The sequence below is a fragment of the Lentzea rhizosphaerae genome (genome assembly GCF_042649515.1).
Classification (GTDB): Bacteria; Actinomycetota; Actinomycetes; order Mycobacteriales; family Pseudonocardiaceae; genus Lentzea; species Lentzea aerocolonigenes.
In genome coordinates this window covers 305226-327288 of the sequence record NZ_JBHRZI010000057.1, presented here as the reverse complement: position 1 = coordinate 327288, position 22063 = coordinate 305226, and the positions used below count along the sequence as shown (strand labels likewise).

Annotated in this window: 23 protein-coding genes; 12 read left to right on the top strand and 11 right to left on the bottom strand. The window is 67.9% G+C overall.

Translation table 11 applies throughout. The features are described from left to right. Positions 1-142: 142 nt before the first annotated feature. Positions 143-946, bottom strand: coding sequence for a (2Fe-2S)-binding protein (locus ACFOWZ_RS46115; protein ID WP_382380743.1), 804 nt, complete (start codon positions 944-946; stop codon positions 143-145). Between the two features lie 319 nt (positions 947-1265). On the opposite strand from ACFOWZ_RS46115, the gene ACFOWZ_RS46110 reads away from it, so the two are divergent. The 5 genes from ACFOWZ_RS46110 (at position 1266) to ACFOWZ_RS46090 (ending at position 7333) form a co-directional block, all read left to right on the top strand. After that, complete coding sequence (locus ACFOWZ_RS46110; protein WP_382380741.1) at positions 1266-3827, top strand: ATP-dependent Clp protease ATP-binding subunit; 2562 nt, start codon at positions 1266-1268, stop codon at positions 3825-3827. Between the two features lie 569 nt (positions 3828-4396). After that, positions 4397-5059, top strand: a complete 663-nt coding sequence (locus ACFOWZ_RS46105) for a YbaB/EbfC family nucleoid-associated protein (RefSeq protein WP_382380739.1) — start codon at positions 4397-4399, stop codon at positions 5057-5059. Next, complete coding sequence (locus tag ACFOWZ_RS46100) at positions 5056-5370, top strand: WXG100 family type VII secretion target (RefSeq protein WP_382380737.1); 315 nt, start codon at positions 5056-5058, stop codon at positions 5368-5370. Before ACFOWZ_RS46105 ends, ACFOWZ_RS46100 begins: the two co-directional genes overlap by 4 nt. 5 nt (positions 5371-5375) lie before the next feature. Beyond that, a complete protein-coding gene (locus tag ACFOWZ_RS46095) occupies positions 5376-6491 on the top strand; it encodes a WXG100 family type VII secretion target (RefSeq protein WP_382380735.1) in 1116 nt (371 codons plus the stop codon). 2 nt (positions 6492-6493) lie between these two features. After that, complete coding sequence (locus ACFOWZ_RS46090; protein WP_382380734.1) at positions 6494-7333, top strand: hypothetical protein; 840 nt, start codon at positions 6494-6496, stop codon at positions 7331-7333. Position 7334: 1 nt separating this feature from the next. On the opposite strand, the gene ACFOWZ_RS46085 is transcribed toward ACFOWZ_RS46090, so the two are convergent. Beyond that, positions 7335-7967, bottom strand: a complete 633-nt coding sequence (locus ACFOWZ_RS46085) for a DUF6928 family protein (protein ID WP_382380732.1) — start codon at positions 7965-7967, stop codon at positions 7335-7337. A gap of 71 nt (positions 7968-8038) precedes the next feature. Between ACFOWZ_RS46085 and ACFOWZ_RS46080 the strand changes: the two genes are divergently transcribed. After that, the gene (locus ACFOWZ_RS46080; protein ID WP_382380730.1) at positions 8039-9061 is read left to right on the top strand and encodes an endonuclease/exonuclease/phosphatase family protein; all 1023 of its coding nucleotides are present in this window, start codon (positions 8039-8041) and stop codon (positions 9059-9061) included. Here ACFOWZ_RS46080 and ACFOWZ_RS46075 read toward each other — a convergent pair. The 3 genes from ACFOWZ_RS46075 to ACFOWZ_RS46065 are packed head-to-tail and all read right to left on the bottom strand — an operon-like array spanning position 9033 to position 11603. Beyond that, a complete protein-coding gene (locus ACFOWZ_RS46075; protein WP_382381312.1) occupies positions 9033-9827 on the bottom strand; it encodes an SIR2 family NAD-dependent protein deacylase in 795 nt (264 codons plus the stop codon). The two genes, ACFOWZ_RS46080 and ACFOWZ_RS46075, sit on opposite strands and share 29 nt — an antisense overlap. Further along, a complete protein-coding gene (locus ACFOWZ_RS46070) occupies positions 9827-10138 on the bottom strand; it encodes an antibiotic biosynthesis monooxygenase family protein (protein ID WP_030471038.1) in 312 nt (103 codons plus the stop codon). Before ACFOWZ_RS46070 ends, ACFOWZ_RS46075 begins: the two co-directional genes overlap by 1 nt. Before the next feature lie 10 nt (positions 10139-10148). Then, positions 10149-11603 (bottom strand): M1 family metallopeptidase, encoded by a 1455-nt coding sequence (locus ACFOWZ_RS46065; RefSeq protein WP_382380727.1) that lies wholly within the window; start codon positions 11601-11603, stop codon positions 10149-10151. Between the two features lie 15 nt (positions 11604-11618). On the opposite strand from ACFOWZ_RS46065, the gene ACFOWZ_RS46060 reads away from it, so the two are divergent. Beyond that, the gene (locus ACFOWZ_RS46060; protein ID WP_382380725.1) at positions 11619-12365 is read left to right on the top strand and encodes an alpha/beta fold hydrolase; all 747 of its coding nucleotides are present in this window, start codon (positions 11619-11621) and stop codon (positions 12363-12365) included. On the opposite strand, the gene ACFOWZ_RS46055 is transcribed toward ACFOWZ_RS46060, so the two are convergent. The 3 genes from ACFOWZ_RS46055 to ACFOWZ_RS46045 are packed head-to-tail and all read right to left on the bottom strand — an operon-like array spanning position 12314 to position 14260. Continuing rightward, on the bottom strand, positions 12314-12823 hold the full coding sequence (locus tag ACFOWZ_RS46055; RefSeq protein WP_382380723.1) for a 2'-5' RNA ligase family protein: 510 nt from the start codon (positions 12821-12823) through the stop codon (positions 12314-12316). The two genes, ACFOWZ_RS46060 and ACFOWZ_RS46055, sit on opposite strands and share 52 nt — an antisense overlap. Further along, positions 12823-13692 (bottom strand): A/G-specific adenine glycosylase, encoded by an 870-nt coding sequence (locus ACFOWZ_RS46050; RefSeq protein WP_382380722.1) that lies wholly within the window; start codon positions 13690-13692, stop codon positions 12823-12825. The genes ACFOWZ_RS46055 and ACFOWZ_RS46050 overlap by 1 nt, the downstream gene beginning before the upstream one ends. A 55-nt stretch (positions 13693-13747) precedes the next feature. Next, positions 13748-14260: a beta-class carbonic anhydrase gene (locus ACFOWZ_RS46045; protein WP_382380720.1), complete on the bottom strand. Its 513-nt coding sequence runs from the start codon at positions 14258-14260 to the stop codon at positions 13748-13750. 153 nt (positions 14261-14413) lie between these two features. On the opposite strand from ACFOWZ_RS46045, the gene ACFOWZ_RS46040 reads away from it, so the two are divergent. Further along, positions 14414-15076: a hypothetical protein gene (locus ACFOWZ_RS46040; RefSeq protein ID WP_382380718.1), complete on the top strand. Its 663-nt coding sequence runs from the start codon at positions 14414-14416 to the stop codon at positions 15074-15076. 18 nt (positions 15077-15094) lie between these two features. Here ACFOWZ_RS46040 and ACFOWZ_RS46035 read toward each other — a convergent pair whose 3' ends face one another. Next, entirely contained in the window at positions 15095-16198 is a 1104-nt protein-coding gene (locus ACFOWZ_RS46035) for a LacI family DNA-binding transcriptional regulator (RefSeq protein ID WP_030471030.1), read from the bottom strand. A 124-nt stretch (positions 16199-16322) separates the two neighbouring features. Beyond that, positions 16323-17360: a LacI family DNA-binding transcriptional regulator gene (locus ACFOWZ_RS46030; protein ID WP_382380715.1), complete on the bottom strand. Its 1038-nt coding sequence runs from the start codon at positions 17358-17360 to the stop codon at positions 16323-16325. Positions 17361-17582: 222 nt separating this feature from the next. Here ACFOWZ_RS46030 and ACFOWZ_RS46025 point away from each other — a divergent pair, with 222 nt between their 5' ends. From ACFOWZ_RS46025 to ACFOWZ_RS46015, 3 genes are read left to right on the top strand one after another with little or no spacing between them, the layout of a single operon-like run. Further along, positions 17583-18839 (top strand): extracellular solute-binding protein, encoded by a 1257-nt coding sequence (locus ACFOWZ_RS46025; protein ID WP_382380713.1) that lies wholly within the window; start codon positions 17583-17585, stop codon positions 18837-18839. A gap of 55 nt (positions 18840-18894) precedes the next feature. Then, a complete protein-coding gene (locus ACFOWZ_RS46020; protein WP_382380711.1) occupies positions 18895-19812 on the top strand; it encodes a carbohydrate ABC transporter permease in 918 nt (305 codons plus the stop codon). Further along, positions 19812-20708: a sugar ABC transporter permease gene (locus ACFOWZ_RS46015; protein WP_382380709.1), complete on the top strand. Its 897-nt coding sequence runs from the start codon at positions 19812-19814 to the stop codon at positions 20706-20708. The genes ACFOWZ_RS46020 and ACFOWZ_RS46015 overlap by 1 nt, the downstream gene beginning before the upstream one ends. Here ACFOWZ_RS46015 and ACFOWZ_RS46010 read toward each other — a convergent pair. Further along, a complete protein-coding gene (locus tag ACFOWZ_RS46010; protein ID WP_382380707.1) occupies positions 20705-21061 on the bottom strand; it encodes a winged helix-turn-helix transcriptional regulator in 357 nt (118 codons plus the stop codon). The two genes, ACFOWZ_RS46015 and ACFOWZ_RS46010, sit on opposite strands and share 4 nt — an antisense overlap. An 85-nt stretch (positions 21062-21146) precedes the next feature. On the opposite strand from ACFOWZ_RS46010, the gene ACFOWZ_RS46005 reads away from it, so the two are divergent. Continuing rightward, the gene (locus ACFOWZ_RS46005) at positions 21147-21905 is read left to right on the top strand and encodes an SDR family oxidoreductase (protein WP_382380705.1); all 759 of its coding nucleotides are present in this window, start codon (positions 21147-21149) and stop codon (positions 21903-21905) included. Positions 21906-22063 lie beyond the last annotated feature (158 nt).

Genomic DNA, 22063 nt, shown 5'->3' with positions numbered 1-22063 from the left:
GGTCCGTTCCTGTTTCAGGCTTCCGGGCTCGCCGGCCCAGGCCCCGACGTGGATGAACGGCGCTTTTGTCCACCTGAGGTGGACAAAAGCGCCGTTCATCCACCTGAGATCGCTCGCTTCGGCTCGGGCCGTTGGCCCTCGTTCAGTTGCTGGAGCAGGTGCGCGGGCAGGCCGTGCAGGGCTCTGCGTCCGGGAGGACGTAGTGGAAGCAGCAGCTGTTTCGCTTGCGCTTCCAGCCCTCGTCGGTGAGGTGCAGGGTTGAGGCGGAGACGAAAGGTTCGAGCTTTTCGGGGAGGATCAGTGCTGCCTCGGTGACGCCTGCGTTCTCGTCGCCGCACACTCGGCCTGCGGCCCAGGGGCCGTATTCGAGCATGTCGGTGGCTGCTGCCCAGAGTTGGCGGCGGCCGAAGCGGACCACCTGGCCGAATGAGGCGACGAACTGGGCCGCGTGGGCCGCGTAGCGGGCGCGCAGGAGGGCGGCCAGGGCGGCTTCTGAGGGGACGACTGTTGCGGCTGGGTGGTTCGAGGCCGGGTCGTCTGGGAGGCAGGCGAATTCGTCGCTGAGGATCGCCATGCCGTCCGGGTGGGGGCGGCCGTCCTGGGCGATTCTGAACGCGGTGTCGCAGGGCTTGAGGGTGGGGACTCGGCGGGCCGTGTGGAAGAGGAGGCCTGCGAGGTAGCCGGGGACGTGGAGGTACCAACCCATGATGTAGCCGGCGGTGGCTCGGTCGTCGGACTCGCCGTATTGCTCCACCAGCCATTCGGCGAGGTCTTTGCGCCACAGGTCGAACTTGGTGGGCTCGGACAGGAGGTCGGAGCAGATCGTCCAGTCGCTGGGCTGGGTGCCGAACCTGATGTCGGTGTCCAGGTTCAGGCGGGCGATGGATTCGGCCAGAGGCGTGAGCGCACGCGGGTTCTTCTGTGAGACCCTCGCCGGTACGGTCAACGCGCATGTCCTATCTCATGGGTATGAGGCTTGCCTAACCTTACCCAAAGATGACCAAATTGCGCCCGGCGAGGTGGGCCCGGTCACAGGAGTATGGCTCAACTCGGCGGTGTTCGCGCTGAGCGGACATCGCCCGATCTGTGGAATCCGTTGCCTTCGACCTGCGTTGATGCTGATGTCACTGTTCTCCGGACGCCGATGGGCGCTTGTGGGAACCACGGGTCTCGGGGCCGCCCACTACAGTGGAGCCACGGTGCCGCGCTCACCAGGGTAGATCGGTGGAGCCGAGGACCGCCGACGCAGCAGTCAGGGAGTGCGAATGTTCGAAAGGTTCACCGACCGCGCGAGGCGGGTGGTTGTCCTTGCCCAAGAAGAGGCACGGATGCTCAACCACAACTACATCGGCACCGAGCACATCCTCCTGGGTCTGATCCACGAGGGTGAAGGTGTCGCCGCCAAGGCGCTCGAGTCGTTGGGGATTGCGCTGGAGGGCGTCCGCCAGCAGGTCGAAGAGATCATCGGCCAGGGCCAGCAGGCTCCGAGTGGACACATCCCCTTCACCCCCCGTGCGAAGAAGGTCCTGGAGCTCTCGCTGCGCGAGGCGCTTCAGCTCGGCCACAACTACATCGGCACCGAGCACATCCTGCTCGGGTTGATTCGCGAGGGCGAAGGCGTCGCGGCGCAGGTCCTCGTGAAGCTCGGCGCCGACCTGAACAGGGTGCGGCAGCAGGTGCTGCAGCTGCTGTCCGGCTACTCGACGGAGAAGGGTTCGTCGGAGTCGCCAGGGCGTGGCGAGGGCACCCCGTCTTCGTCCCTGGTCCTCGACCAGTTCGGGCGCAACCTCACGGCTTCGGCCCGTGAGGGGAAGCTCGACCCGGTGATCGGGCGCACCAAGGAGATCGAGCGGGTCATGCAGGTGCTGTCCCGCCGCACCAAGAACAACCCGGTCCTCATCGGCGAGCCCGGCGTCGGCAAGACGGCCGTCGTCGAGGGGCTGGCGCAGATGGTCGTCAAGGGCGAGGTGCCCGAGACGCTCAAGGACAAGCAGCTCTACACGCTCGACCTCGGCTCGCTGGTCGCGGGCTCGCGCTACCGCGGTGACTTCGAAGAGCGCCTGAAGAAGGTCCTCAAGGAGATCCGCACGCGCGGCGACATCATCCTGTTCATCGACGAGATCCACACGCTCGTCGGTGCGGGTGCCGCCGAGGGCGCGATCGACGCGGCTTCGATCCTGAAGCCGATGCTCGCGCGCGGTGAGCTGCAGACGATCGGTGCCACCACGCTCGACGAGTACCGCAAGCACGTCGAGAAGGACCCCGCGCTGGAGCGCCGCTTCCAGCCGATCCAGGTGGGCGAGCCGTCGCTCGAGCACACCATCGAGATCCTCAAGGGCCTGCGCGACCGGTACGAGGCGCACCACCGCGTCTCGATCACCGACTCCGCGCTGGTCGCCGCCGCCACGCTGGCCGACCGGTACATCAACGACCGGTTCCTGCCGGACAAGGCGATCGACCTCATCGACGAGGCCGGCGCGCGCATGCGCATCCGCCGCATGACCGCTCCGCCGGACCTGCGCGAGTTCGACGAGAAGATCGCGGACGTCCGTCGCGACAAGGAGTCCGCGATCGACGCGCAGGACTTCGAGCGCGCGGCGAAGCTGCGTGACGCGGAGAAGCAGCTCCTGGGCCAGAAGGCCGAGCGGGAGAAGCAGTGGAAGGACGGTGACCTGGACGTCGTCGCGGAGGTCGACGACGAGCAGATCGCCGAGGTCCTCGCCAACTGGACCGGCATCCCGGTGTTCAAGCTCACCGAGGAGGAGACCACGCGTCTGCTCCGCATGGAGGACGAGCTGCACAAGCGGATCATCGGCCAGGTCGACGCGGTCAAGGCCGTGTCGCAGGCGATCCGCCGCACCCGCGCCGGCCTGAAGGACCCGAAGCGCCCCTCCGGCTCGTTCATCTTCGCCGGCCCGTCCGGTGTCGGTAAGACCGAGCTCTCGAAGGCGCTCGCGAACTTCCTGTTCGGCGAGGACGACGCGCTCATCCAGATCGACATGGGCGAGTTCCACGACCGGTACACCGCGTCGCGGCTCTTCGGTGCCCCTCCCGGTTACGTCGGCTACGAAGAGGGCGGCCAGCTCACCGAGAAGGTGCGCCGCAAGCCGTTCTCCGTCGTGCTCTTCGACGAGATCGAGAAGGCCCACCAGGAGGTCTACAACACGCTGCTCCAGGTGCTGGAGGACGGCCGCCTGACCGACGGTCAGGGCCGGACGGTGGACTTCAAGAACACCGTCATCATCTTCACGTCGAACCTGGGCACGTCGGACATCAGCAAGGCCGTCGGCCTCGGCTTCACCTCGGGTCAGGACACCGCGTCCAACTACGAGCGCATGAAGAACAAGGTCAACGACGAGCTGAAGAAGCACTTCCGCCCCGAGTTCCTCAACCGCATCGACGACATCATCGTCTTCCACCAGCTGACTCAGGACGAGATCATCAAGATGGTGGACCTGATGATCGCCCGCGTCGAGGCGCAGTTGAAGAACAAGGACATGGCGATCGAGCTCACCGATCGTGCCAAGGCCCTGCTCGCGAAGCGCGGCTTCGACCCGGTGCTGGGCGCCCGCCCGCTGCGCCGGACGATCCAGCGCGAGATCGAGGACACCCTGTCGGAGAAGATCCTGTTCGGCGAGATCCAGCCGGGCCAGATCATCATCACCGACGTCGAGGGCTGGGACGGCGAGTCGGACCAGCACGACAAGGCGAAGTTCGTGTTCCGCGGCGAGGCCAAGCCGAACCGCGTGCCGGACGCCCCGCCGGTCGACCTCACGGCCAACGCGGCCGCCGAGTCGCAGGACGCTCCGGCGACCGAGACCGAGTGATCTAGCCGCATGTCAGAACGGCCCCCAGGCTTTCTGGGGGCCGTTCTCGTCTGTCCGTTCAACAATCTGCGCCCTCGGCGACTCCTGAGGTGAGACGCTTCCGCCGGAGGGCACGTGGACGTGCCGGCGTTCCTGCTGAACCCGTTGGTCGCGTTGAGGCCTTGGCAGCGTGGCCCGCGCTCACGCCGTCGCCGAGCAGACCCCGCCCTGAGCGAGCTGGCTGCGAAGCTGGGTGGTTTCGTTTCCGGCCCCGGTGAAGCGGCTGCGTGGACTCTTCGCCTCCATCGCTCGAGGCTCGAGCCAGAACTGACGCTGAGCTTCCAGCGCGGGCCGTGGCACGTCCGAGTTCTTCGAACTGTCCTTTGAGGATGGTTTCGTGCACGCGGTGTGCGGAGGTCAGGTGCGGGCCAACGAGATGGAGAGCCGCGCGACCCCACCGCCGTCCTCTGAGGATCACATCACCTCACTGACCTGATTTGCCCGTTTCGCCGCGAACCGGAAACCCGTCCTGCGACTATTACGGCCGCTCGCGTGATCTTGCCCGAGCGGAGTTCCTGCGGGAGGTTCTTGTGCCATCGGCGGCGTTCGAGCAGCTGGTCGCTCAGTTCGAGCGGTTCCAGTCGCAGATGCAGCGCGTTGACCAGCAGTTCGCCAACATCGGCGAGATGCAGCAGCAGCTGACCGAGATGGAGGCGGTGGCCACCTCGGCCGACCGCGCCGTGACGGTGGTCGCGGGCCCGTCCGGCAGCATCAAGGCCATCAGGCTCACCGACCTCGCCATGCGCAGACCGCCCAACGCCCTGGCCGCCGAGCTGATGTCGACCCTCCAGCAGGCCGTGGCCGAAGCCGCCCGCCGCCAGGCGGGCATCGTCGAGGGTGCGATCGGCGACGACATGAAGCTGTCCGACCAGGTCCTGGAAACTCAGTCGCAGCTCTTCGGATTGTCCAAAGAGGAACTCCGCACCGTTCGCTCAGAAGACACCGCACCGCAACCGCCGGCGCCTCAGCGTCCTCCGATGCCACCGCCGCCCGCGCCGCCGGTGCAGAACGCCGGCCCGGTCCGTCAGCCCGCACCGCCCCGCAGGCCCGCACCCGAGCCGCACGACGACTTCTCCGACCAGAACATCATGCGCGGTGACGGGTGGAACGCGCGTTCGCCGCAGCCGCCCGCCGCTCCGTCCAAACAGGACGGCAAGTTCCTGAACCTCTTCGACGACGAGGACGGCCGATGAGCGGGTTCAGCGTCAACCCTGAAGAGCTGCGCGAGTACGCGGGCAAGCTCGACGGGCACCGCACCACGGCGAGCGCCATCAAGGGCCTCGTGGACAAGGCGGACGTGTCGAACAAGTCGTGGGGCGTCGTGGGCCTGTTCGTCTTCGACACCTACAAGGATCTGCTGAGCGACCTCAAGGACACGTTCCAGGCGATGGAAGAAGGCCTGGAGTCCGGTGCGGGCAAGTTCCGCGACACGGCTCAGGGCTATGCGGACCAGGAAGCGGCCCTGAAGACGATTCTCGACGGCATCCAGGTCGACAGGGGGTAGATCGCGTGGCCGAGGAGGAGATCAGCGCTGGTGGCGTCGACATCAAGGTCGGCGAGAAGACCACCGGGGAGAAGGCCGTCGAGGCGATCCCGATCTACGGGAACTTCGTCAAGGCGAAGGACGCGATGGGCGACTCCGGTGAGACCGGTGGTGCGTCCGCGCTGTCGTCCGAAGGCAGTGCGCTGATCAGCGGGCTGACCGAGGCCGGGCAGGGTCTCGTGATGGATCCGCTCGGCTGGCTGGTCGGGCAGGGCCTCAACTTCCTGATCAGCGTGGTGCAGCCGCTCGAGGACGCGATCCACTTCGTCAGCGGCGACGGTCCCGCGTTGCAGCAGGCGGGAGAGAACTTCGGCGCCATTGCTGAGGGCATCGCCGAGCTGCGCACCACGTTCGCCGACGACCTGCAGAGCACCGTGCAGACCTGGGGCGGCAGCGCTTCCGAGGCGGCGGGAACCAAGCTCGGGGAGTTCGCCCACGGCATCGACGGAGTTGCCGGGCAGGCCGGTGAACTGGCCGAACTGTTGTTGATGTCGTCGATGATCATGCAGGTGATCGAGGACGTCATCAAGGCGATCCTCACCGAGCTGATCACGTGGCTGATCATGATCTGGATTCCGGCACTCGCCGCCGCGGTGCCGAGCTGTGGCGCCTCGACGGCCGCGGCGGGTGCGGCGACCGGAGTTCGCGTCGCCAGCACGGCCGGCCGGGTGTCGCGGATCGTCGCGAAGCTGCGTCAGCTGCTGACCAAGATCATGGACTTCCTGCGCACGCTGGCGAGCAAGGCCAAGAGCCTCGGGACCGGCTTCAAGAAGGCCATGGCGGACAAGAAGGTCACCAGCCAGCAGGCGACCGACGCGCTCGCGGGCAAGTCGAAGTGGGAGAGGTTCAAGAGCAACCCCGTCACCAGGCTGAACAGTCATGACGGTGTGGTCGGCGAGCGTGTGCACCAGGGCTTCGGGAAGTCGATGCTGGACGCGGTCGGCAACGAGGCCCTGGCGCAGGTGAACCCGGCTCACGAGAAGGGTCTTCGCAACACGTCGATCCAGGAGAAGGCCGCTGAGTCCCGCGAGACCGGCACGGATCATTCGAAGCAGCGCATCGAAGGGTTTTTGGACATCTGACCATGGACATCCTGCTGAAGATCCTTCACAACGTGATCCTGACGCCCTACTTCCTGGCTTGGACCGCCGCGGCGATCGTGTTCCTGGTCGTCCGGCGCTGGTGGCACTTCCGCGGCCACGCGAAACGGCGCGAGGCGCAGATTGCCGCGCTGACGCCGTTGGCGCAGCGCATCGGCGGCAGGGTGCTCGGCCCCGACGAAGCGGCCATGTGGACGGCCGAGCTCTGCAAGCCCTTCTGGAACGAGTTCTCGGTCGCGCTTCGATCGAAGCGGCAGTTCGACCTGTCGCTGGACTTCCAACGCGGTCCGTGGCACGTCAGGGTGACCGAAGCATCGGTCAGGTACGACTCGCGCGGATTCGGTGTGCGCTGGCTGCAAGAGCACCGCATCGAGATCGCCACCGCTCGCCTCGCGCCGCTGAAGGTCAGGCGGCCGACCAGGTACAACGTCAACAACGGACAGCCGTTGTCTCCGGGCCAGCTCGAGTCCGAGTGGACGCAGATCGTCGGCCACAAAGCGGAGACGGCGAAGCAGGCTGACGCCCAGTGGGTGCCGGTTCCGCTGCTGCCTCCGATGGACCAGGAGTTCTCGGCGTACGCCAGCGACCCGGCCGCGGCGGCCAGGGAGCTGAACTTCGACGCGTTGCACTGGATCATCGACCAGGACGGGAGATTGCCCGCCTTCGCCAAGGGGCTGCCGCTGACCTTCGAGTCGGGCTTCGTCTACCTGGTGGTGCACGACCACATCTACCCCGACGACCTGATGGGCGTGGTCGACACGATCTGCGGGCTGCTCGACAGGATGCCCGGCGCACGGCCGAGGCACCCCGCGGCAGCGGTCTGAGTCAGCGTGGTGTGACGACGTAGCCCGCCAGCACGATCTCCTCCAGATCAGGGTCGTCGTCCTCGATCACACCTTCGTAGTTGAAGCCGAACAACGCGCGCAGCGCCGCCTCTCCCAGGTCGAGCGGGTGGAAGCGGAACGGGTACTCGTCCTCGTCGTCGAGGCTTTCGAGGAACTCCGGATCGCCCGCCAGGTACTTCTCCTCGAACGGCAGGGGAGTGCCGACGTCGGAGATCACGCCGCTGTCCGGGGAGAGGCTGAACGAACGCCGCAGGGTGCCGTCCGGCTCCCAGATCGCGTACGCGAAGAAGTCCACGACGCTGTGCATGGCGTGCAGGTACAGGGTGCGGCCGGCGGCTTCGCGGATGAAGCGCGCGTCGAGTTCGGTCGGGGCGTCGCCTGCGGCGTCCTGGGTGCAGACGATCGACAGGCCGGGGAAGACTGCGGCGTAGACCTCGCCCTTCGGCGGGTTGGACGAGTAGAGGGAGCCGTCGGCGATCGGACGGATGTCGCACGACGGGTAGAGCCGCGCTACCAGCGCCGCGGTGGCTTCGCGGTCGATCTTCGGTGACGAGCGCAGCACCTCGCTGACCTCGCCGGATGCGTAGAAGAGCATCCAGTCCTTGGTTCCCATGAGGTCAGCATGCCGGACAGGTCTGACACATTCCGACGCAACGGGAGCCCGCCGCCAACCGTCCTCAGGCTGTGGGGACCACACCGGAGACTGACGCGCACTCGGGCACGCTGCACGGCGTGGTCACCACCGAGGTGAAGCCGCCCAAGAGCGGTTTCACCACGTTCCTGCTGGTCGTGTGCGCGATGGCGTTCGTCGCGGCGGCGATGCTCAGGCTGCTCGGCATCGACGGCACCCGGTACATGATCGCCACGACCTCGCTGACCCCGTACGTCACCGTCGCGGGGCTGCTGATCGGCCTGTTCGCGCTGCTCCGCAGGAGGTGGGTCGTCGGGCTGACGATGACCCTCGTGGCGATCGTGATGGTCGCGAACGTCGCGCCGAGGGCGTTCCCCGACTCGCGGCCGAACGGCGTGGGACAACCGGTCCGGGTGATGACCTCGAACCTCCTCGTCGGCATGGCGGACGCCGAGGCGATCGTCAGGGAGGTCAGGGCGCGCAAGATCGACATTTTGGCGATGCAGGAGCTGACGCCGGAGATGGTGCGCGACCTAGAACGTGCGGGCCTCGACCAGGTGCTGCCCAACCGCGTCTTCCTGGACGAGCCGGGCGGGTCCGGCAGCGGCATCGCCTCGAAGTACCCGCTCACACAGCGAAACCTGACCCCGCCGGGCACGTTGCAGCAGGCCGGTGCGGTCGTGGACCTGCCGGGCAAGGACATCGAGGTCGTCTCGGTGCACCCGCTGCCGCCGGTCGTCACGGCCGGTCCCGAGGCGTGGCAACGAGAGCTGGCCGGGCTGCCCAGCCCCGACTCGACCGGCGCGATCAGGGTGCTCGCGGGCGACTTCAACGCCACCCTCGACCACGTCGGCATCACGCGCCTGCTGAACAAGGGTTACGTCGACGCCGCCGACCAGGTGGGCAAGGGCCTGATCCACACCTGGCCGAGCGACAGCGGCATCTGGCCGCCGCCGGTCACCATCGACCACGTGCTGGTCGACCAGCGCTGCCCGGTCGACACGACGGACGTGTTCGACGTGCCCGGCAGCGACCACCGGGCCGTCGTCACGCAGTTCGTCGTGCCAAAGTTCTGAGCGCCTCCGCGGCCCCGGCGGGCAGCGAGACACCACGGCCGTGCCGGACCTCGGGCTCGCGGGTGTTGATCCGGATCAGCGAACCGGAGGCGGCGCTCGCCAGCTCGGCCTGACGCCGCACGGTGGGAACCGCGGTGCCCGCGCCGATCTCGATCACGACCAGCCGTTGCTGCGCCCGCCGCCACTCGGTGAGCGCGTCGAGCTGCGCCTGGCTGCGGTGCGGCACCCAGCCCCAGTCGCCGAACATGAGGATGTTGGGCCTGGCCAGCCCGCCGCAGTTCGGGCACGACGGCAGCTCACCGACGGCCCGCATCGACTCGGGGTCGACGGTGACGTCGAACGAGCACTCCCAGACCTCGTCGGTGCACGGTTCCACGCACTGGACGTGGTGGATCGACCCGTGGACCTCGGCGACGTCGGTGAAGCCGGCCTTCTGGAACTGTCCGTCCACGTTGGACGTGAAGACGCGGGCGCCCCACCCGCGCAGGATCTCGAAGCCCTCGTGCGGCACGGTGGCGCGGTAGAGGTGCAACCGGTGGCCGTAGAAACCCCACGCCAGCGCGGGATCGTCGGCGAAGTGCACAGGATCCGCGATCTCCTCGAACTTCAGCCCGAGCCGCTCGTACGGCGGATAAGCCCGCCAGAAGCCCTCGGTGCCGCGGAAGTCCGGCAGACCGGAGTCGACCCCCATGCCGGCACCGGCGCAGACGAGCAACGCGTCCGCACCGGCGATCAGCTCGGCGGCTCTGTCGTAGGCCTGGTCGATCACTGCTTGGGCTTGCTCCCCAGCACGACCTCGAACTCCAGCAGGTCGGCACCGGTCGACACGGGCTTCGCGCGCTCACCCGAGTGCGCCGCCGCACCGGCCTGCCCGTCGCGCCAGGCCACGAAGTCCTCGTCCGTCTCCCAGTGCGTGACGACGAAGTAGCGGTCCTCGCCCGCGACCGGCCGCAGGAGCTCGAAGCCGAGGAAGCCCGGCTGGTCGTCGACCGCGCCGAGGCGGGCGGCGAACCGCTTCTCCAGCTCGGGGCCTGCGCCCTCGGGAACCTTGATCGCGTTGATCTTCACGACTGCCATGACACCCACACTAGCGGCGCACTCCGGCAGGCAGCAGGTACTGATCTTCCGGAATGCCCGAGTCGCGGAACCAGGCCTTGAAGAAGCCGTCCAGCTGCTGCCCGGACGCCTCCTTGAAGTGGTTCTCGAACTCGGGCCAGGTGGCGTTGCCGTCCCGGTGCTTCGCGGCCCACGACTGCAGGGCCTTGAAGAACACGTCGTCCCCGACCTGCTTGCGCAGCGCGTGCATTCCCATGAGGCCCTTGTCGTAGACGCCCCTGAACTCGTTGCCCTTGCCCATGTCGTAGAGCTTCGGCGCCCAGAACGACGTCCGGCTGCGCAGCTCCTGGACGCGGGAGCGGTAGCGGTCGTCGAGGTTCGTGCCCTCCTTCTCCAGCCACAGCCACTGCGAGTAGGAGGCGAGGCACTCGTTCAGGCAGATGTCCGCCCAGTTCTCGATCGACACCGAGTCGCCGAACCACTGGTGGGCGTTCTCGTGCACGACGGTTTCGAGGTCCGCCCACGACGCGTAGATCGGGCGGGTCTGGGTCTCCAGGGAGAACCCGATCTGGTCGGCCACCCAGATGCTGCCCGCCGCGCGTTGCGGGTACGGGCCGAACTTCGTCTCCAGGTACGCGAGGATCTCCGGCACCCGCGCCTGGATCGGCTTCTTCTGCGCCGACGTGCCGGGGGCGTAGGCGTCGAGGACAGGGGTGCCGCTCGGCAGCTTCGAACGCACGACCTCGAACTTGTCGATCGCCACGGTGGCCACGTAGGTCGCGAGCGGCGTCTCCTCGGACCAGTTGAACGTCGTCCAGCCGCCGTCGCGCGTGACCGGGCCCTCCTGGCCGTTCGAGACCGCCGTCCAGCCGTCCGGGACGCGGGCGGCGATCTTCAGGGCCGCCTTGTCGCGCGGGGTGTCGTTGGCCGGGAACCACGTCGTCGCGGAGTGCGGCTGGCCCGCGGCGAACGCGCCGCCCGTCGACGAGATCTGCCAGCCGCTGCGGCCCAGCGAGGAGTCGTTGATCGTCGTGGGCTCGCCGCCGTAGGTGACGACGGCGGTGAACTGCTTGCCCTTCGCGAGCGGCGCGGCGGGCGTGATGACCAGCTCGTGGTCGCCCTCCTGCGCGAACTTCGCGGGCCGGCCGCCCACCTTCACGTCGCTGACCTTCAGACCCTCGAGGTCCAGGTTGAAGCGCGAGAGGTCCTGCGACGCGGTGGCGGTGATCGTCGCGACGCCGTCCAGCTTCTTCGAGCCGGGGTCGTAGGTGATCGCGAGGTCGTAGAGGCCGACGTCGTAGCCGCTGTTGCCGTCCGTCGGGTAGTAGGCGTCGCCCGCGCCCGCACCGGCCTCCACGGCGGCCTCCGGTGACGTCTCCTGGCGTGGCTGCCGCGCGGGATCGCTGCCCGGCGTGCGGAACACGACGAGCAGACCTGCGACGAGCACGATCAGCACCAGGGCGATCAGGTACGGGCGGGCCTTCATGCGTTAATCATCCCTGTGTCGGTGGTGGAGTTCGGCGGAACGGGCCAAGGCGTGCTGCTCCTGCACGGCCTGATGAGCAGGGCCGCGGCCTGGTGGCCGGTGGCGCAGTGGCTCAGGCCGTTCGGCCGCGTCGTCGGGATCGACCAGCGCGGGCACGGCCGAAACCCGCAGCGGGGACCATTTCGCACCGAGGACTTCGTCGCCGATGCCGCTGCCGCCATCGAGGACCTCGGCCTCGGACCCGCCGTGGTGATCGGGCACTCCATGGGCGGGCTGCACGCGTGGTGTCTCGCGGCGACCCGTCCGGACCTGGTCAGCGCGATTGTGGTCGAGGACTTCGCCCCGGACAACAGGGGCAGGACGATCGACGAGTGGAAGTGGCTCTTCGACGCGTGGCCGGTGCCGTTCCAGTCGGTCGCGCACGTGACGTCGTACTTCGGCGATTCGGTGTTCGCCGAGTACTTCGAGGAACGCGCTGACGGCTGGCACCTGATCGCGTCGATGGACGACCTCTACGAGATCGCCGCCCACTGGGGCACGCGGGCGTACTGGGATCTCATCTCTGAGGTCCGCTGCCCGTCACTGGTCATCGAGGCAGGCCGGGGCGGCCAGCTGCCGGGGCAGATGGAGGAGGCGGCGCGGCTTTCTCGTGGGCAGTACCTGTACGTGCCGGAAGCCGGCCACGTCGTGCACGCGAGTGCGCCTTGGGTTTACCGCGGGGCTGTGGAGGCCTTCTTGAGCACGTCGATCTCGCCGGTCTGAGTGTCGACGATGGAGACCTCGCGGACCTTCGCTCGGATGGGTTCGACGGGGAAGACCTTGGCGAACGCGGCCTTGGTCGCTTCGTCGTCGATGTCCGCCGCGAGCGTGCAGTGCGGCACCCAGTTGCCCGGCAGGTAGTACGCGCTCGGGTTCTTCACCTTGCTCGCCAGCACGTCGTGGATGGCGGAGTGGACCGCGAGCAGCTCGTTGTCGACCACGGCACCGAGCATCAGGACGTTGTCGACGGTCGAGAACGTGCCGAGCGTGTGCAGCCAGAGGTCCGGCATCCAGAGGCGTTCGAGGTCTTCCCGCAACTCCTTGCGCACCTTCGGGCCGATGGTGCCCGCGACGGCGTACGTGAGGTGCGGTGCCTGCTCGTGACGGGCGCCGATCTGCCGCCAGAGGTCGCGGACCTTCTTGTCCGCCTCGTCGTCGAAGAACGCCACCAGCGCGTGCATCAGTGCTCTCCCGGCAGCGCGAACAGCCCGTCCCGAGTCTGCTCGACCAGGCCGTCGTCGAGCAGCGAGACCAGGCACTTCTCCCGCTGAGTGATGTCGTTCCAGACGATGTCGAGCTGAGCCTTCGGCACCGGCCCCGGCGCCCCGCGCAACACGTCGAGCAGCTTGCCCCGCACCTGCCGATCCGTCCCGGCGAACTTCTGCACCTTCTTCTCCGGCCCCGCATACGCAGGACGCCCGGCGAGCTGCCACGCGCACACGTCGTACAGCGGGCAGTCGGCGCACTTCTGGTTCTTCGCCGTGCAGATCAACGCCCCGAGCTCCATCAACGCCGCCGAGAACACCGCGGCGTCGTCCTGGGCCTCCGGGAGTATCGCCTCGACGTCGCGAAGATCGCGCTTGGTCGACGGCGGCCCGGCATCCCCAGCACCGTGCACAGCGCGCGCGACGACCCGTCGGACGTTCGTGTCGACGACAGCGCACTTCTGCCCGTACGCGAACGTGGCCACCGCACGAGCCGTGTAGCTGCCAATGCCCGGCAACGACTCCAGCGTTTCAACATCTGACGGCACAACGTCGCCGTGGTCTCGCGCGATCGCGGTAGCGGCCTCGTGCAGCCGCAGGGCGCGCCGGGGATAGCCGAGCTTTCCCCACATTCGCAGCACTTCACCCTGGGACGAGGCGGCCATCGCCGACGGCACAGGCCACTTCGCCAGCCACTCGTGCCAGATCGGTTCGACGCGCGACACGGGCGTCTGCTGCAGCATGATCTCGCTGACCAGCACGCCCCAGGCGGTGCACGAAGGGCGGCGCCACGGCAGGTCGCGCGCGGCGGTGTCCCACCAGCCAAGCAACAACTCGTGATTCATCGCGCGCCATTCTCGCATCGCGAAAGTCACGCGGGGCCCCCGCGTGCGGAGAAAATCAGGCGGCGGCGGTCTCCGCGGCGTCGACCTCGCGCAGCTCGCCCGTGTGCACGTCGTAGACGAAGCCGCGGATCTTGTCGGTGTGCGGGATGAACGGGCTGCGCCGCAGCCGCGCCATCGAGCCGCGCACGCTCTGCTCGACCACCTTGAACGCCTCGACCGCCCAGGTCGGGCGCAGGCCGGTGTCGGTCTCCAGCTCGTCCTTGAAGTCGTCCTCGGTCACCATCTCGAGGCCGCAGTTCGTGTGGTGCACCAGCAGCACCTCGCGCGTGCCCAGTTTGCGCTGGCTCAGCGCGAGCGAACGGATCATGTCGTCGGTGACGACTCCGCCCGCGTTGCGCAGCACGTGCGCCTCACCCTGCTTCAACCCGAAGATCTCGAACACCCGGATGCGCGAGTCCATGCAGGTCAGAATGGCCACCTGCAGGGACGGCTTCGCGGACGAACGGTCTCCTGGAACCACGTTCCCGAGCTCGTAGTTCCGCTTGAGCAGTTCGTCGATCGCGGTCATGACAACCTCCATGGCCTACCGGCGGACACCCCGCGTCGATTGGAACTCGCGTTAGCAGCCGTTCACAAGGGGAAGAGGGTCAATATCACGTTCACCGGATCGAGCGATGCTCGCCTACCGCTGGATTCCACCTGGTCGGGCTAGTTTCGGGCCGTGATCGAGCCCACAGGACCGCTGCCGTCCACGGTGTACTGGCGCCGCCGCATCGCCGCGATCGGTGCCGCGCTGGCCACACTGGTGCTCGTGATCTGGATCGTCGGGATGTTCGGCTCGAACGACGAGACCTCCCAGCCGACGAACGCGGCCGCGGCGTCGTCGTCGAACCCGCCGCCGAGCATGTCCGAGGCGGCCGCCGCGTCGTCCTCCTCGACCACGCCGCCGCCCACCGAGACCACGCCTCCGCCTCCTCCGCCCGGACCGCCGCAGCCCTGCCCGGACGACGTGATCGGGGTCGTCGCGAAGGCCAACAAGCCCTTCTACACCATCGGTGACCAGCCGGAACTGTCGATGGACGTGGTGAACAACGGGACCGTGCCGTGCATCAGGGACATCGGCCGGCAGCACCGCGAGCTCACGGTCATGACCGCCGACGGCGCGACTCTGCTGTGGTCCAGCAACCACTGCCTGGCGACCGCGGGCACCGAGGTGCGGGTCATGCAGCCGAAGGAGATCTTCAACTACGGCACGAAGTGGGCGGGCTCCACCTCGAAGCCGGGGTGCGGTGCGCACACCCGGCTCGGGCCCGGCGACTACCTGCTGGTGGCGAAGCTGGCCGGGAAGGCCAGCTCACCAGTGGTGTTCAGGCTCGAGTACTGAGCCTCGGAGCACTGGGCCTCACGGCCCGAACCAACGCTCCTCGGCACCGCCGCGCGGCGCCCCCGACGTCTTGCCGATGATCAGCTCCGTGGCGAGGTTGACCGACCGCGGCCGCGACCGCTCGTTCGCGTCGAGCAGCAGCTTGCCCGCCGCCCGGCCCTTCTCCATCACCGGCTGACGGACCGTCGTGAGCCCGGCCTCCTCGCCGGCGCGGATGCCGTCGAAGCCGGTCACCGTGATGTCGTGCGGCACGCGCAGGCCGCGGCGGGCGGCCTCGGTCAGCGCGCCGAGCGCCAGCACGTCCGAGGTGCAGATCAACGCGGTCACCTGCGGGTCGCGGTCGAGGACCTGGGCCGCGCCGGACGCGCCGGAGGCCATGTTGTGGTCGAAGCGCTCGACCACGGGCACCTGCGACCAGTCGACGCCCGCCTCGCTGAACGCCTCGGCCAGGCCGGACAGGCGGTTGCGCTGCACGTGGAAGTGCGCGGCGTGCTGGCGGTCCGCGGTCACGAAGCCGTCGTTGCGGTCGCGTGCGAGACGCATGCAGACGACGCCGATCCTGCGGTGCCCCAACGAGATCAGGTGCTTCGCGAGCTCGTACATCGCGCCGCGGTCGTCGATGCCGACCCGGTCGACCGTGCCGAGGTCCGGCTGGTCGCAGACCACGGTGGGCACCGGGCGCTCCAGCACGGCGGCGAGGTGCGGGTCGTCGTCAGGGACCGAGTAGACGACGAAGCCGTCGACGCCCGCGCGGTGCACCGACGCGACGTCCTCGCGCTCAGGGTTCGCGGGGACCAGCAAGAGGCCCGTGCCGGCGTCTTCACACGCCAGTGCGAGGCCCTCGAGGAAGCCGATCGCGGCCGGGTCGCGGAACGCGTAGGAGAGGTTCTCGGTGAGCAGCAGGCCCACCGCCCCGGCCTTGCGCGTGCGCAACGAGCGCGCCACAGGGTCCGGGCCGGGATAACCCAGCCTTCGGGCCGTGTCCAACACCCGCCGCCTCAGCTCGGGGGAGAGCTGGTCGGGACGGTTGTAGGCGTTGGACACCGTTGTCCGGGAAACGCCCAGCTCAGCGGCCAGAGAGGCCAACGTTGCCGGACGTCGCACATGCATCGACCGCGCCATGAAAGGACCGTAACGGTTCAGAACCAATTCGTGAAGCGAGGGTGACCTGTGTCCCTCAAATGACGCATCCGCCCTGGTTGACCCATCTGCCTTGTTCAGAATTTGGTCCAGACCACTAAGCGTCTCACTTCGGCGGGGCCGTCGACTCCCTGACGACCAGTCGCGGCCGGAACACGCGGGTGTAGTTGTCAGTGCCCTGCCTGCGGCGATCCGGGTCCAGACGCAGCACGAGCTCGTCGATCGCGGCCGCCGCCATCTCCTCGATCGGCTGCGCGAGCGTGGTCAGAGCGGGCGACGAATAGGCGGCCAATGGAATGTCGTCGAATCCCACGACGGACAGGTCGTCCGGTACGGAAATCCCTCGTTGGTGTGCTTCGCGCATGACGCCGAGCGCCATGTGGTCCGACGAGCAGATCACCGCGGTCGGCGTCACCGTGTCGAGCAACCGGGCCAGTGCCTGGCCGCCGCCCTCCGCGCTGAACGGCGCGTGCGAGACGTACTCGGAGCCCGCCGGCAGGTGGTTCTCCTCCAGTGCGGCCGCCCAGCCGGCGCGCTTCAGGCGGGAGGGCAACGAGCGTGCCGGGCCCGAGACGAACCCGATCCGCTCGTGGCCGAGCTCGATCAGGTGCTTCGTGGCCGTGTAGCCCGCGAGCTGCTCGTCCACCGTCACGTCGGGCACGTCCAGCGCGGGCGTGGCACCGTTCAGGAAGACCATGTGGACGCCGTCCGCGACGAGCTTCGCGTAGTAGCTCGGCCGGGGCGCCTGACCGAGCGGCACCTCGACGTTGGTGATCTCCGGTGACACGAACACCATGCCCTCGACCCCGCGGGCCAGGAGCATCCGGACGTACTCCTCCTCGCCCATCGGGGCGCCGCTGCGGGTGTTGCACAGCAGCGAGGAGTAGCCGAGGCGTGCGGCCCGCGTCTCCAGTGCTTCGGCGAACGCGGGGAAGACCGGGTTCGAGAGCTCCGGCACGAGCAGGCCGATCACACCGGTGCGTTGCAGCGCACCGAGGCCGCGGGGGGTGTACGGCATCTCCGCGAGGACCGACAGCACCCGCTGCCGGGTCTCCTCGTTGACGCCCGCCCGTCGGTTCAGCACGCGGCTCACCGTCGAGATGGACACCCCGGCTGCCCTCGCGATCTCGGACAGTCCGGACACGTTGCCTCCCTGCTCAGCTCGGTTGCGGGGCAAGCCTGCCGTGTCCGGAAAAAATTTGCAACGAGCGTTTGCAAGACGGTGCCGTTACGGCTTGGTTACGGTCGACGTCTTGACCTGACCATGGTTCTGGTAGTGAAATCGCCCGCAACATTATCGCAAAACCTTGCAAGACCCTCATCTCACTCCGGGATGAGGCCCCAGCTGGAGGGAACGGCAGCAACGATGCGACGGACAACCCTCGTGACCGCCATGGCGACGGGTGTCGCCCTCGTGCTCACCGCCTGTGGAGGCGGTGGATCGAGCAGCAGCGGATCCGACTCGGGCGAAGTGACCTTCTGGGACACCAGTGGCCCCAACGAGAGCCCCGTGTTCAAGAAGATCGCGGAGGCCTGCGCCACCAAGGACGGTTACAAGGTCAAGACCGAGACCGTCGCGTTCGACCAGGCGCTGAACAACTACAAGACCGCCGCGCAGGGTGGTCAGGGGCCGGACGTGTTCCGCTCCGAGGTCGCCTGGGTGCCGCAGCTGGCGAAGAACGGCCTCGTCGCCGACCTGAGCGACACCGACCTCGCGAAGGACACCAGCGACTTCCTCGAGGTGCCGCTGGGTTCCACGAAGTACGAGGGCAAGTCGTGGGGCGTCCCGCAGGTCACCGACTCGCTCGCCCTGCTGTACAACAAGAAGAAGCTCGCCGACGCCGGTGTCACGCCGCCGAAGACGTGGGACGAGCTGAAGGCCGCGTCCGCGAAGCTGGGCGGCGAGAAGTCGTTCTTCCTCAACAACGACGCGTACTACGCGCTGCCGTTCATCTACGGCGCGGGCGGCGACCTGGTCGACGCTCAGGCGAAGAAGATCGTGGTCAACTCCGCGGACAACGTGAAGGCGCTGCAGACCGCCAAGGGCCTGCTCGACGCCAAGGCCGCTTCCACCGCGCTCGACCCGACGAACTCCTACGCGAACATGCAGGCCGCGTTCTCGTCCGGTGACGCCGCCATGGTCATCAACGGTCCGTGGGCCGTCGCCGACTACCTCAAGGGCGCCGCGTTCACCGACGCGTCGAACCTCGGCATCGCGCCGGTCCCCGGTGACTCCGCCGGCAAGGGCAGCGCGCCGGTCGGTGGCCACGACTACGTGATCCGCCAGGGCACCAAGGCCAAGCAGTCCTCGATCAAGTTCATCCAGTGCATGAGCTCGGCCGAGTCGCAGGCCCAGGTCGCCAAGGAGCTCGGCCTGCTGCCGACCCGCAAGTCCGCGTACAGCAACGCCGACGTGAAGGCCAACGCCGTCGTGTCCGCGTTCGAGCCGGTCGCCAAGTCCGCGCACGCCCGTCCGTGGATCCCGGAGGGCGGCCAGCTGTTCGACCCGCTGAAGATCGCCTACGCCGACGTCCTCGCCGGCAAGAAGGAAGCCAAGGCGGCGCTCGACGAGGTCGCCAAGGCCTACAAGGACACCGTCGTTCCCGAGTACTCCGTCGGCTGATTCCTGATCGGGGTGGCCGGGTCTCCGGCCACCCCTTAGTCGGAGGGAGAGATCGGTGCGCCGGTTCTTGGAACGGCACTGGTACGCGTACGCGATGGTCCTGCCTGTCGTGGTGGTCATCGCAGTGTTGGTGCTCTACCCGCTCGCGCAGGGCGTGTTCTTCACCTTCACCAACATCAACGAGGCCAACATCGCGAACCCGGTGCTCGACCGGCCGGCGACGTACGAGGGCGTTGGTTTCAAGAACTACCTGAACGTGCTGTCCGGCGACGCGTCGTACGGGGCGTTCTGGGGCACGCTGGTCCGCACGCTCATCTGGACGTTCGGCTGCGTGTTCTTCCACTACACGATCGGCCTCGGCCTGGCGCTGCTGCTCAACCGCCAGGTGAAGGGCCGCACGTTCTACCGCGTCCTGCTGATCCTGCCGTGGGCGGTGCCCGCGTTCATCAGCGCGTTCGCGTGGAAGTACATGTTCAACGCGCAGTACGGGATCATCAACCAGTTCCTGCGCTCTCTGGGGCTTCCGGACCCGGTGTGGCTCGGCCAGTCGAACTGGGCGCTGCTCGCCGTCATCATCGTGAACGTCTGGCTCGGCGTGCCGTTCCAGATGGTCGCGCTGCTCGGCGGACTGCAGTCGATCCCCGGCGATCTCTACGAAGCGGCCGAAGTGGACGGTGCCACGCCGTGGCAGCGCTTCGTGCACGTCACGTTGCCCGGCCTGCGTTCGGTGTCGTCGACGGTGATCCTGCTGGGCATCATCTGGACGTTCAACATGTTCCCGGTGATCTACCTGATCGCGGGCCCGAACCCGAACACGCGCATCCTCGTCACGTACGCGTTCGAGCGGTTCTTCTCCGGAGCGTCCCGCGACTACGCCATCGCGTCGACCTACGGCGTGCTGATCCTTTCCGTGCTGCTGGTCTTCGCCACGGTCTACCGCCGTGCGCTGCGTTCGCAAGGCGAGGTGTGGTGATGACGCTCGACGCAACGTCGTTGCAGGTGGTCAAGGCCACCGACCGCAGGCTCAAGCGCGCGGAGCGGTCCAAGCTCGCCTCGTTCGGCCTGCACGCCGCGCTGATCACGGCGTCGGTCATCGCTGTGTTCCCGGTGTTCTGGGTGCTCGTCACGTCGTTCAAGCCGGACGCCAAGGCCGTCGAGACGACGCCGAAGCTGTTCAACGAGTCCTCTTTGGACAACTACGGGCGGATCCTGGACGGGGAGAAGGGCGACTTCCTCTCCTGGTTCGGCAACTCGGTGCTCATCGCGCTGCTGACGACGGTCATCGCGGTGTTCCTGTCGGCGACGACCGGGTACGCGGCCTCCCGCTTCCGGTTCCCCGGCAAGCGATCCCTGATGTGGATGTTCCTCGTCGTGCAGATGTTCCCGTTCGCGGTGCTGATCGTGCCGCTGTACAACATCCTGCTCACGCTCGGGCTGCAGGGACTCTCGATCGGCCTCGTGCTCGTGTACTGCACGACCGCGGTGCCGTTCTGCACCTACATGCTCAAGGGCTACTTCGACACGATCCCGTCGGACATCGACGAAGCCGGCCGCGTGGACGGCCTTTCGCCGTTCGGCGTGTTCTGGCGGCTGGTCATGCCGCTGGCCAAGCCGGGTCTCGCGGTGACGTCGTTCTACGCGTTCCTGACGGCGTGGGGCGAGGTCGCGTTCGCGTCGGCGTTCCTGTCGGCGGCGGACGAGTCGAAGACACTGGCCGTCGGCCTGCAGGTGTTCGTGCAGCAGAACCGCACCGAGTGGGGGCACCTCGCCGCCGCGTCGATCCTGGTGGCGATCCCCGCCGTGATCGTGTTCTACCTGGTGCAGCGGTTCCTGGTGACCGGGCTGTCGTCCGGCGCCGTGAAGGGTTAGTTCGTCCCGTCGTAGCGCAGCCTGGCCTCGTCGACCTGGGTCAGGTTGCGCTTCGACCACTCGGCGAGGTTGTGGAAGATCGGCGCGAGACTGCGCCCCAGCTCGCTGATCTCGTACTCCACCCGTGGAGGAACCTCCGGGTGGTAGGTCCTGGTGATCAGACCGTCTCTTTCGAGCTGCCGCAGCCGCTGCGTCAGCACCTTCGGCGTGATCGTGCCGATCCGCCGCTCCAGCTCGACGAACCGCTGGCGGCCGTACTGGTTCAGCGTCCACAGGATCGGCGTCGTCCAGCGGCTGAAGACGAGGTCGACGACGGGCGCGATCGGGCAGGCCAGCTCCGGTACGGGCTCCACGGGTAGTCACTTTCCTCTAGGTACCTACTAACTTCACGATGTTAGCTTTCCTCGCGATACCGAATCAACGGCTGAGGAGAAGCTCGTGATCGTGGTGACTGGGGCTACCGGCAACGTGGGACGCCCGCTGATGGAGTTGCTGGGGGACGGGGCTCGCGGGGTGTCGCGGCCGGAGGTGGATCTCGCCCGGCCGGAGACGCTCGAACCTGTCGTGGACGGTGCCGAGGCGTTGTTCCTGCTGTTCGGCGGCGAGCTGCTCGGGCCGGACACCGACATCGCCGGGCTGCTGGACGTGGCCAAGGCCGGCGGGGTGCGCAGGGTCGCGCTGCTGTCGTCGCAGGGTGCGGGAACGCGGCCGGGCATGGTGCCGCACTCGCGGTTGGCGTCGTTCGAGGAGGCCGTGCGGCAGTCGAGTCTGGAGTGGACGATCCTGCGGCCGAGCGGGTTCTTCACCAACGCCTACGCCTGGGCCGGTGGGGTGGCCGCGGCGCCGTTCGCGGACGTGGCGCTGCCGTTCGTCGACCCGGTGGACATCGCTGCCGTTGCGGCTGCGGCTCTTCAGGGTGGTCACGAGGGGCGGACGTACGTGCTGACCGGGCCGGAGGCGATGACTCCGCAGGAACGGGCGGAGGCGCTGTCGTTGCCGTTCGTCGAGCAGTCCGTCGAGGAGGCTCGGCAGCAGATGTCGCAGTTCATGCCACCGCCCGTCGTGGACGGGACGCTGACCATTCTGGGATCGCCGACGGCGGAGGAGCAGCAGGTCAGCCCACACGTCGAGCAGGTGACCGGCCGGCCCGCGACCCGTTTCGCCGACTGGGCTGCCCGCAACGCGAAGGCCTTCTGAAACGGCCTGGCTCAGTCCCCGAACAAGGCCGAGCCAGGGCGCTTGCCGACCGGGTCGCTCACGACGAGGCCGCCGCGCCAGTGGCCGGTCTCGAGGTTGAACGGTCAGGGTTCTCTCGGCGTATCGCTCCCTGTTGTTTGGCGCGAAAAGCACGTCCG

What these genes read in the sequence shown, in the direction of transcription:
- ACFOWZ_RS46110 (WP_382380741.1), top strand. Translation starts at nt 1,266, where the DNA reads ATGTTCGAAAGGTTCACCGACCGCGCGAGGCGGGTGGTTGTCCTTGCC.
- ACFOWZ_RS46100 (WP_382380737.1), top strand. Translation starts at nt 5,056, where the DNA reads ATGAGCGGGTTCAGCGTCAACCCTGAAGAGCTGCGCGAGTACGCGGGC.
- ACFOWZ_RS46090 (WP_382380734.1), top strand. Translation starts at nt 6,494, where the DNA reads ATGGACATCCTGCTGAAGATCCTTCACAACGTGATCCTGACGCCCTAC.
- ACFOWZ_RS46085 (WP_382380732.1), bottom strand. Translation starts at nt 7,967, where the DNA reads ATGGGAACCAAGGACTGGATGCTCTTCTACGCATCCGGCGAGGTCAGC.
- ACFOWZ_RS46070 (WP_030471038.1), bottom strand. Translation starts at nt 10,138, where the DNA reads ATGGCAGTCGTGAAGATCAACGCGATCAAGGTTCCCGAGGGCGCAGGC.
- ACFOWZ_RS46065 (WP_382380727.1), bottom strand. Translation starts at nt 11,603, where the DNA reads ATGAAGGCCCGCCCGTACCTGATCGCCCTGGTGCTGATCGTGCTCGTC.
- ACFOWZ_RS46055 (WP_382380723.1), bottom strand. Translation starts at nt 12,823, where the DNA reads ATGCACGCGCTGGTGGCGTTCTTCGACGACGAGGCGGACAAGAAGGTC.
- ACFOWZ_RS46050 (WP_382380722.1), bottom strand. Translation starts at nt 13,692, where the DNA reads ATGAATCACGAGTTGTTGCTTGGCTGGTGGGACACCGCCGCGCGCGAC.
- ACFOWZ_RS46045 (WP_382380720.1), bottom strand. Translation starts at nt 14,260, where the DNA reads ATGACCGCGATCGACGAACTGCTCAAGCGGAACTACGAGCTCGGGAAC.
- ACFOWZ_RS46035 (WP_030471030.1), bottom strand. Translation starts at nt 16,198, where the DNA reads ATGGCGCGGTCGATGCATGTGCGACGTCCGGCAACGTTGGCCTCTCTG.
- ACFOWZ_RS46025 (WP_382380713.1), top strand. Translation starts at nt 17,583, where the DNA reads ATGCGACGGACAACCCTCGTGACCGCCATGGCGACGGGTGTCGCCCTC.
- ACFOWZ_RS46015 (WP_382380709.1), top strand. Translation starts at nt 19,812, where the DNA reads ATGACGCTCGACGCAACGTCGTTGCAGGTGGTCAAGGCCACCGACCGC.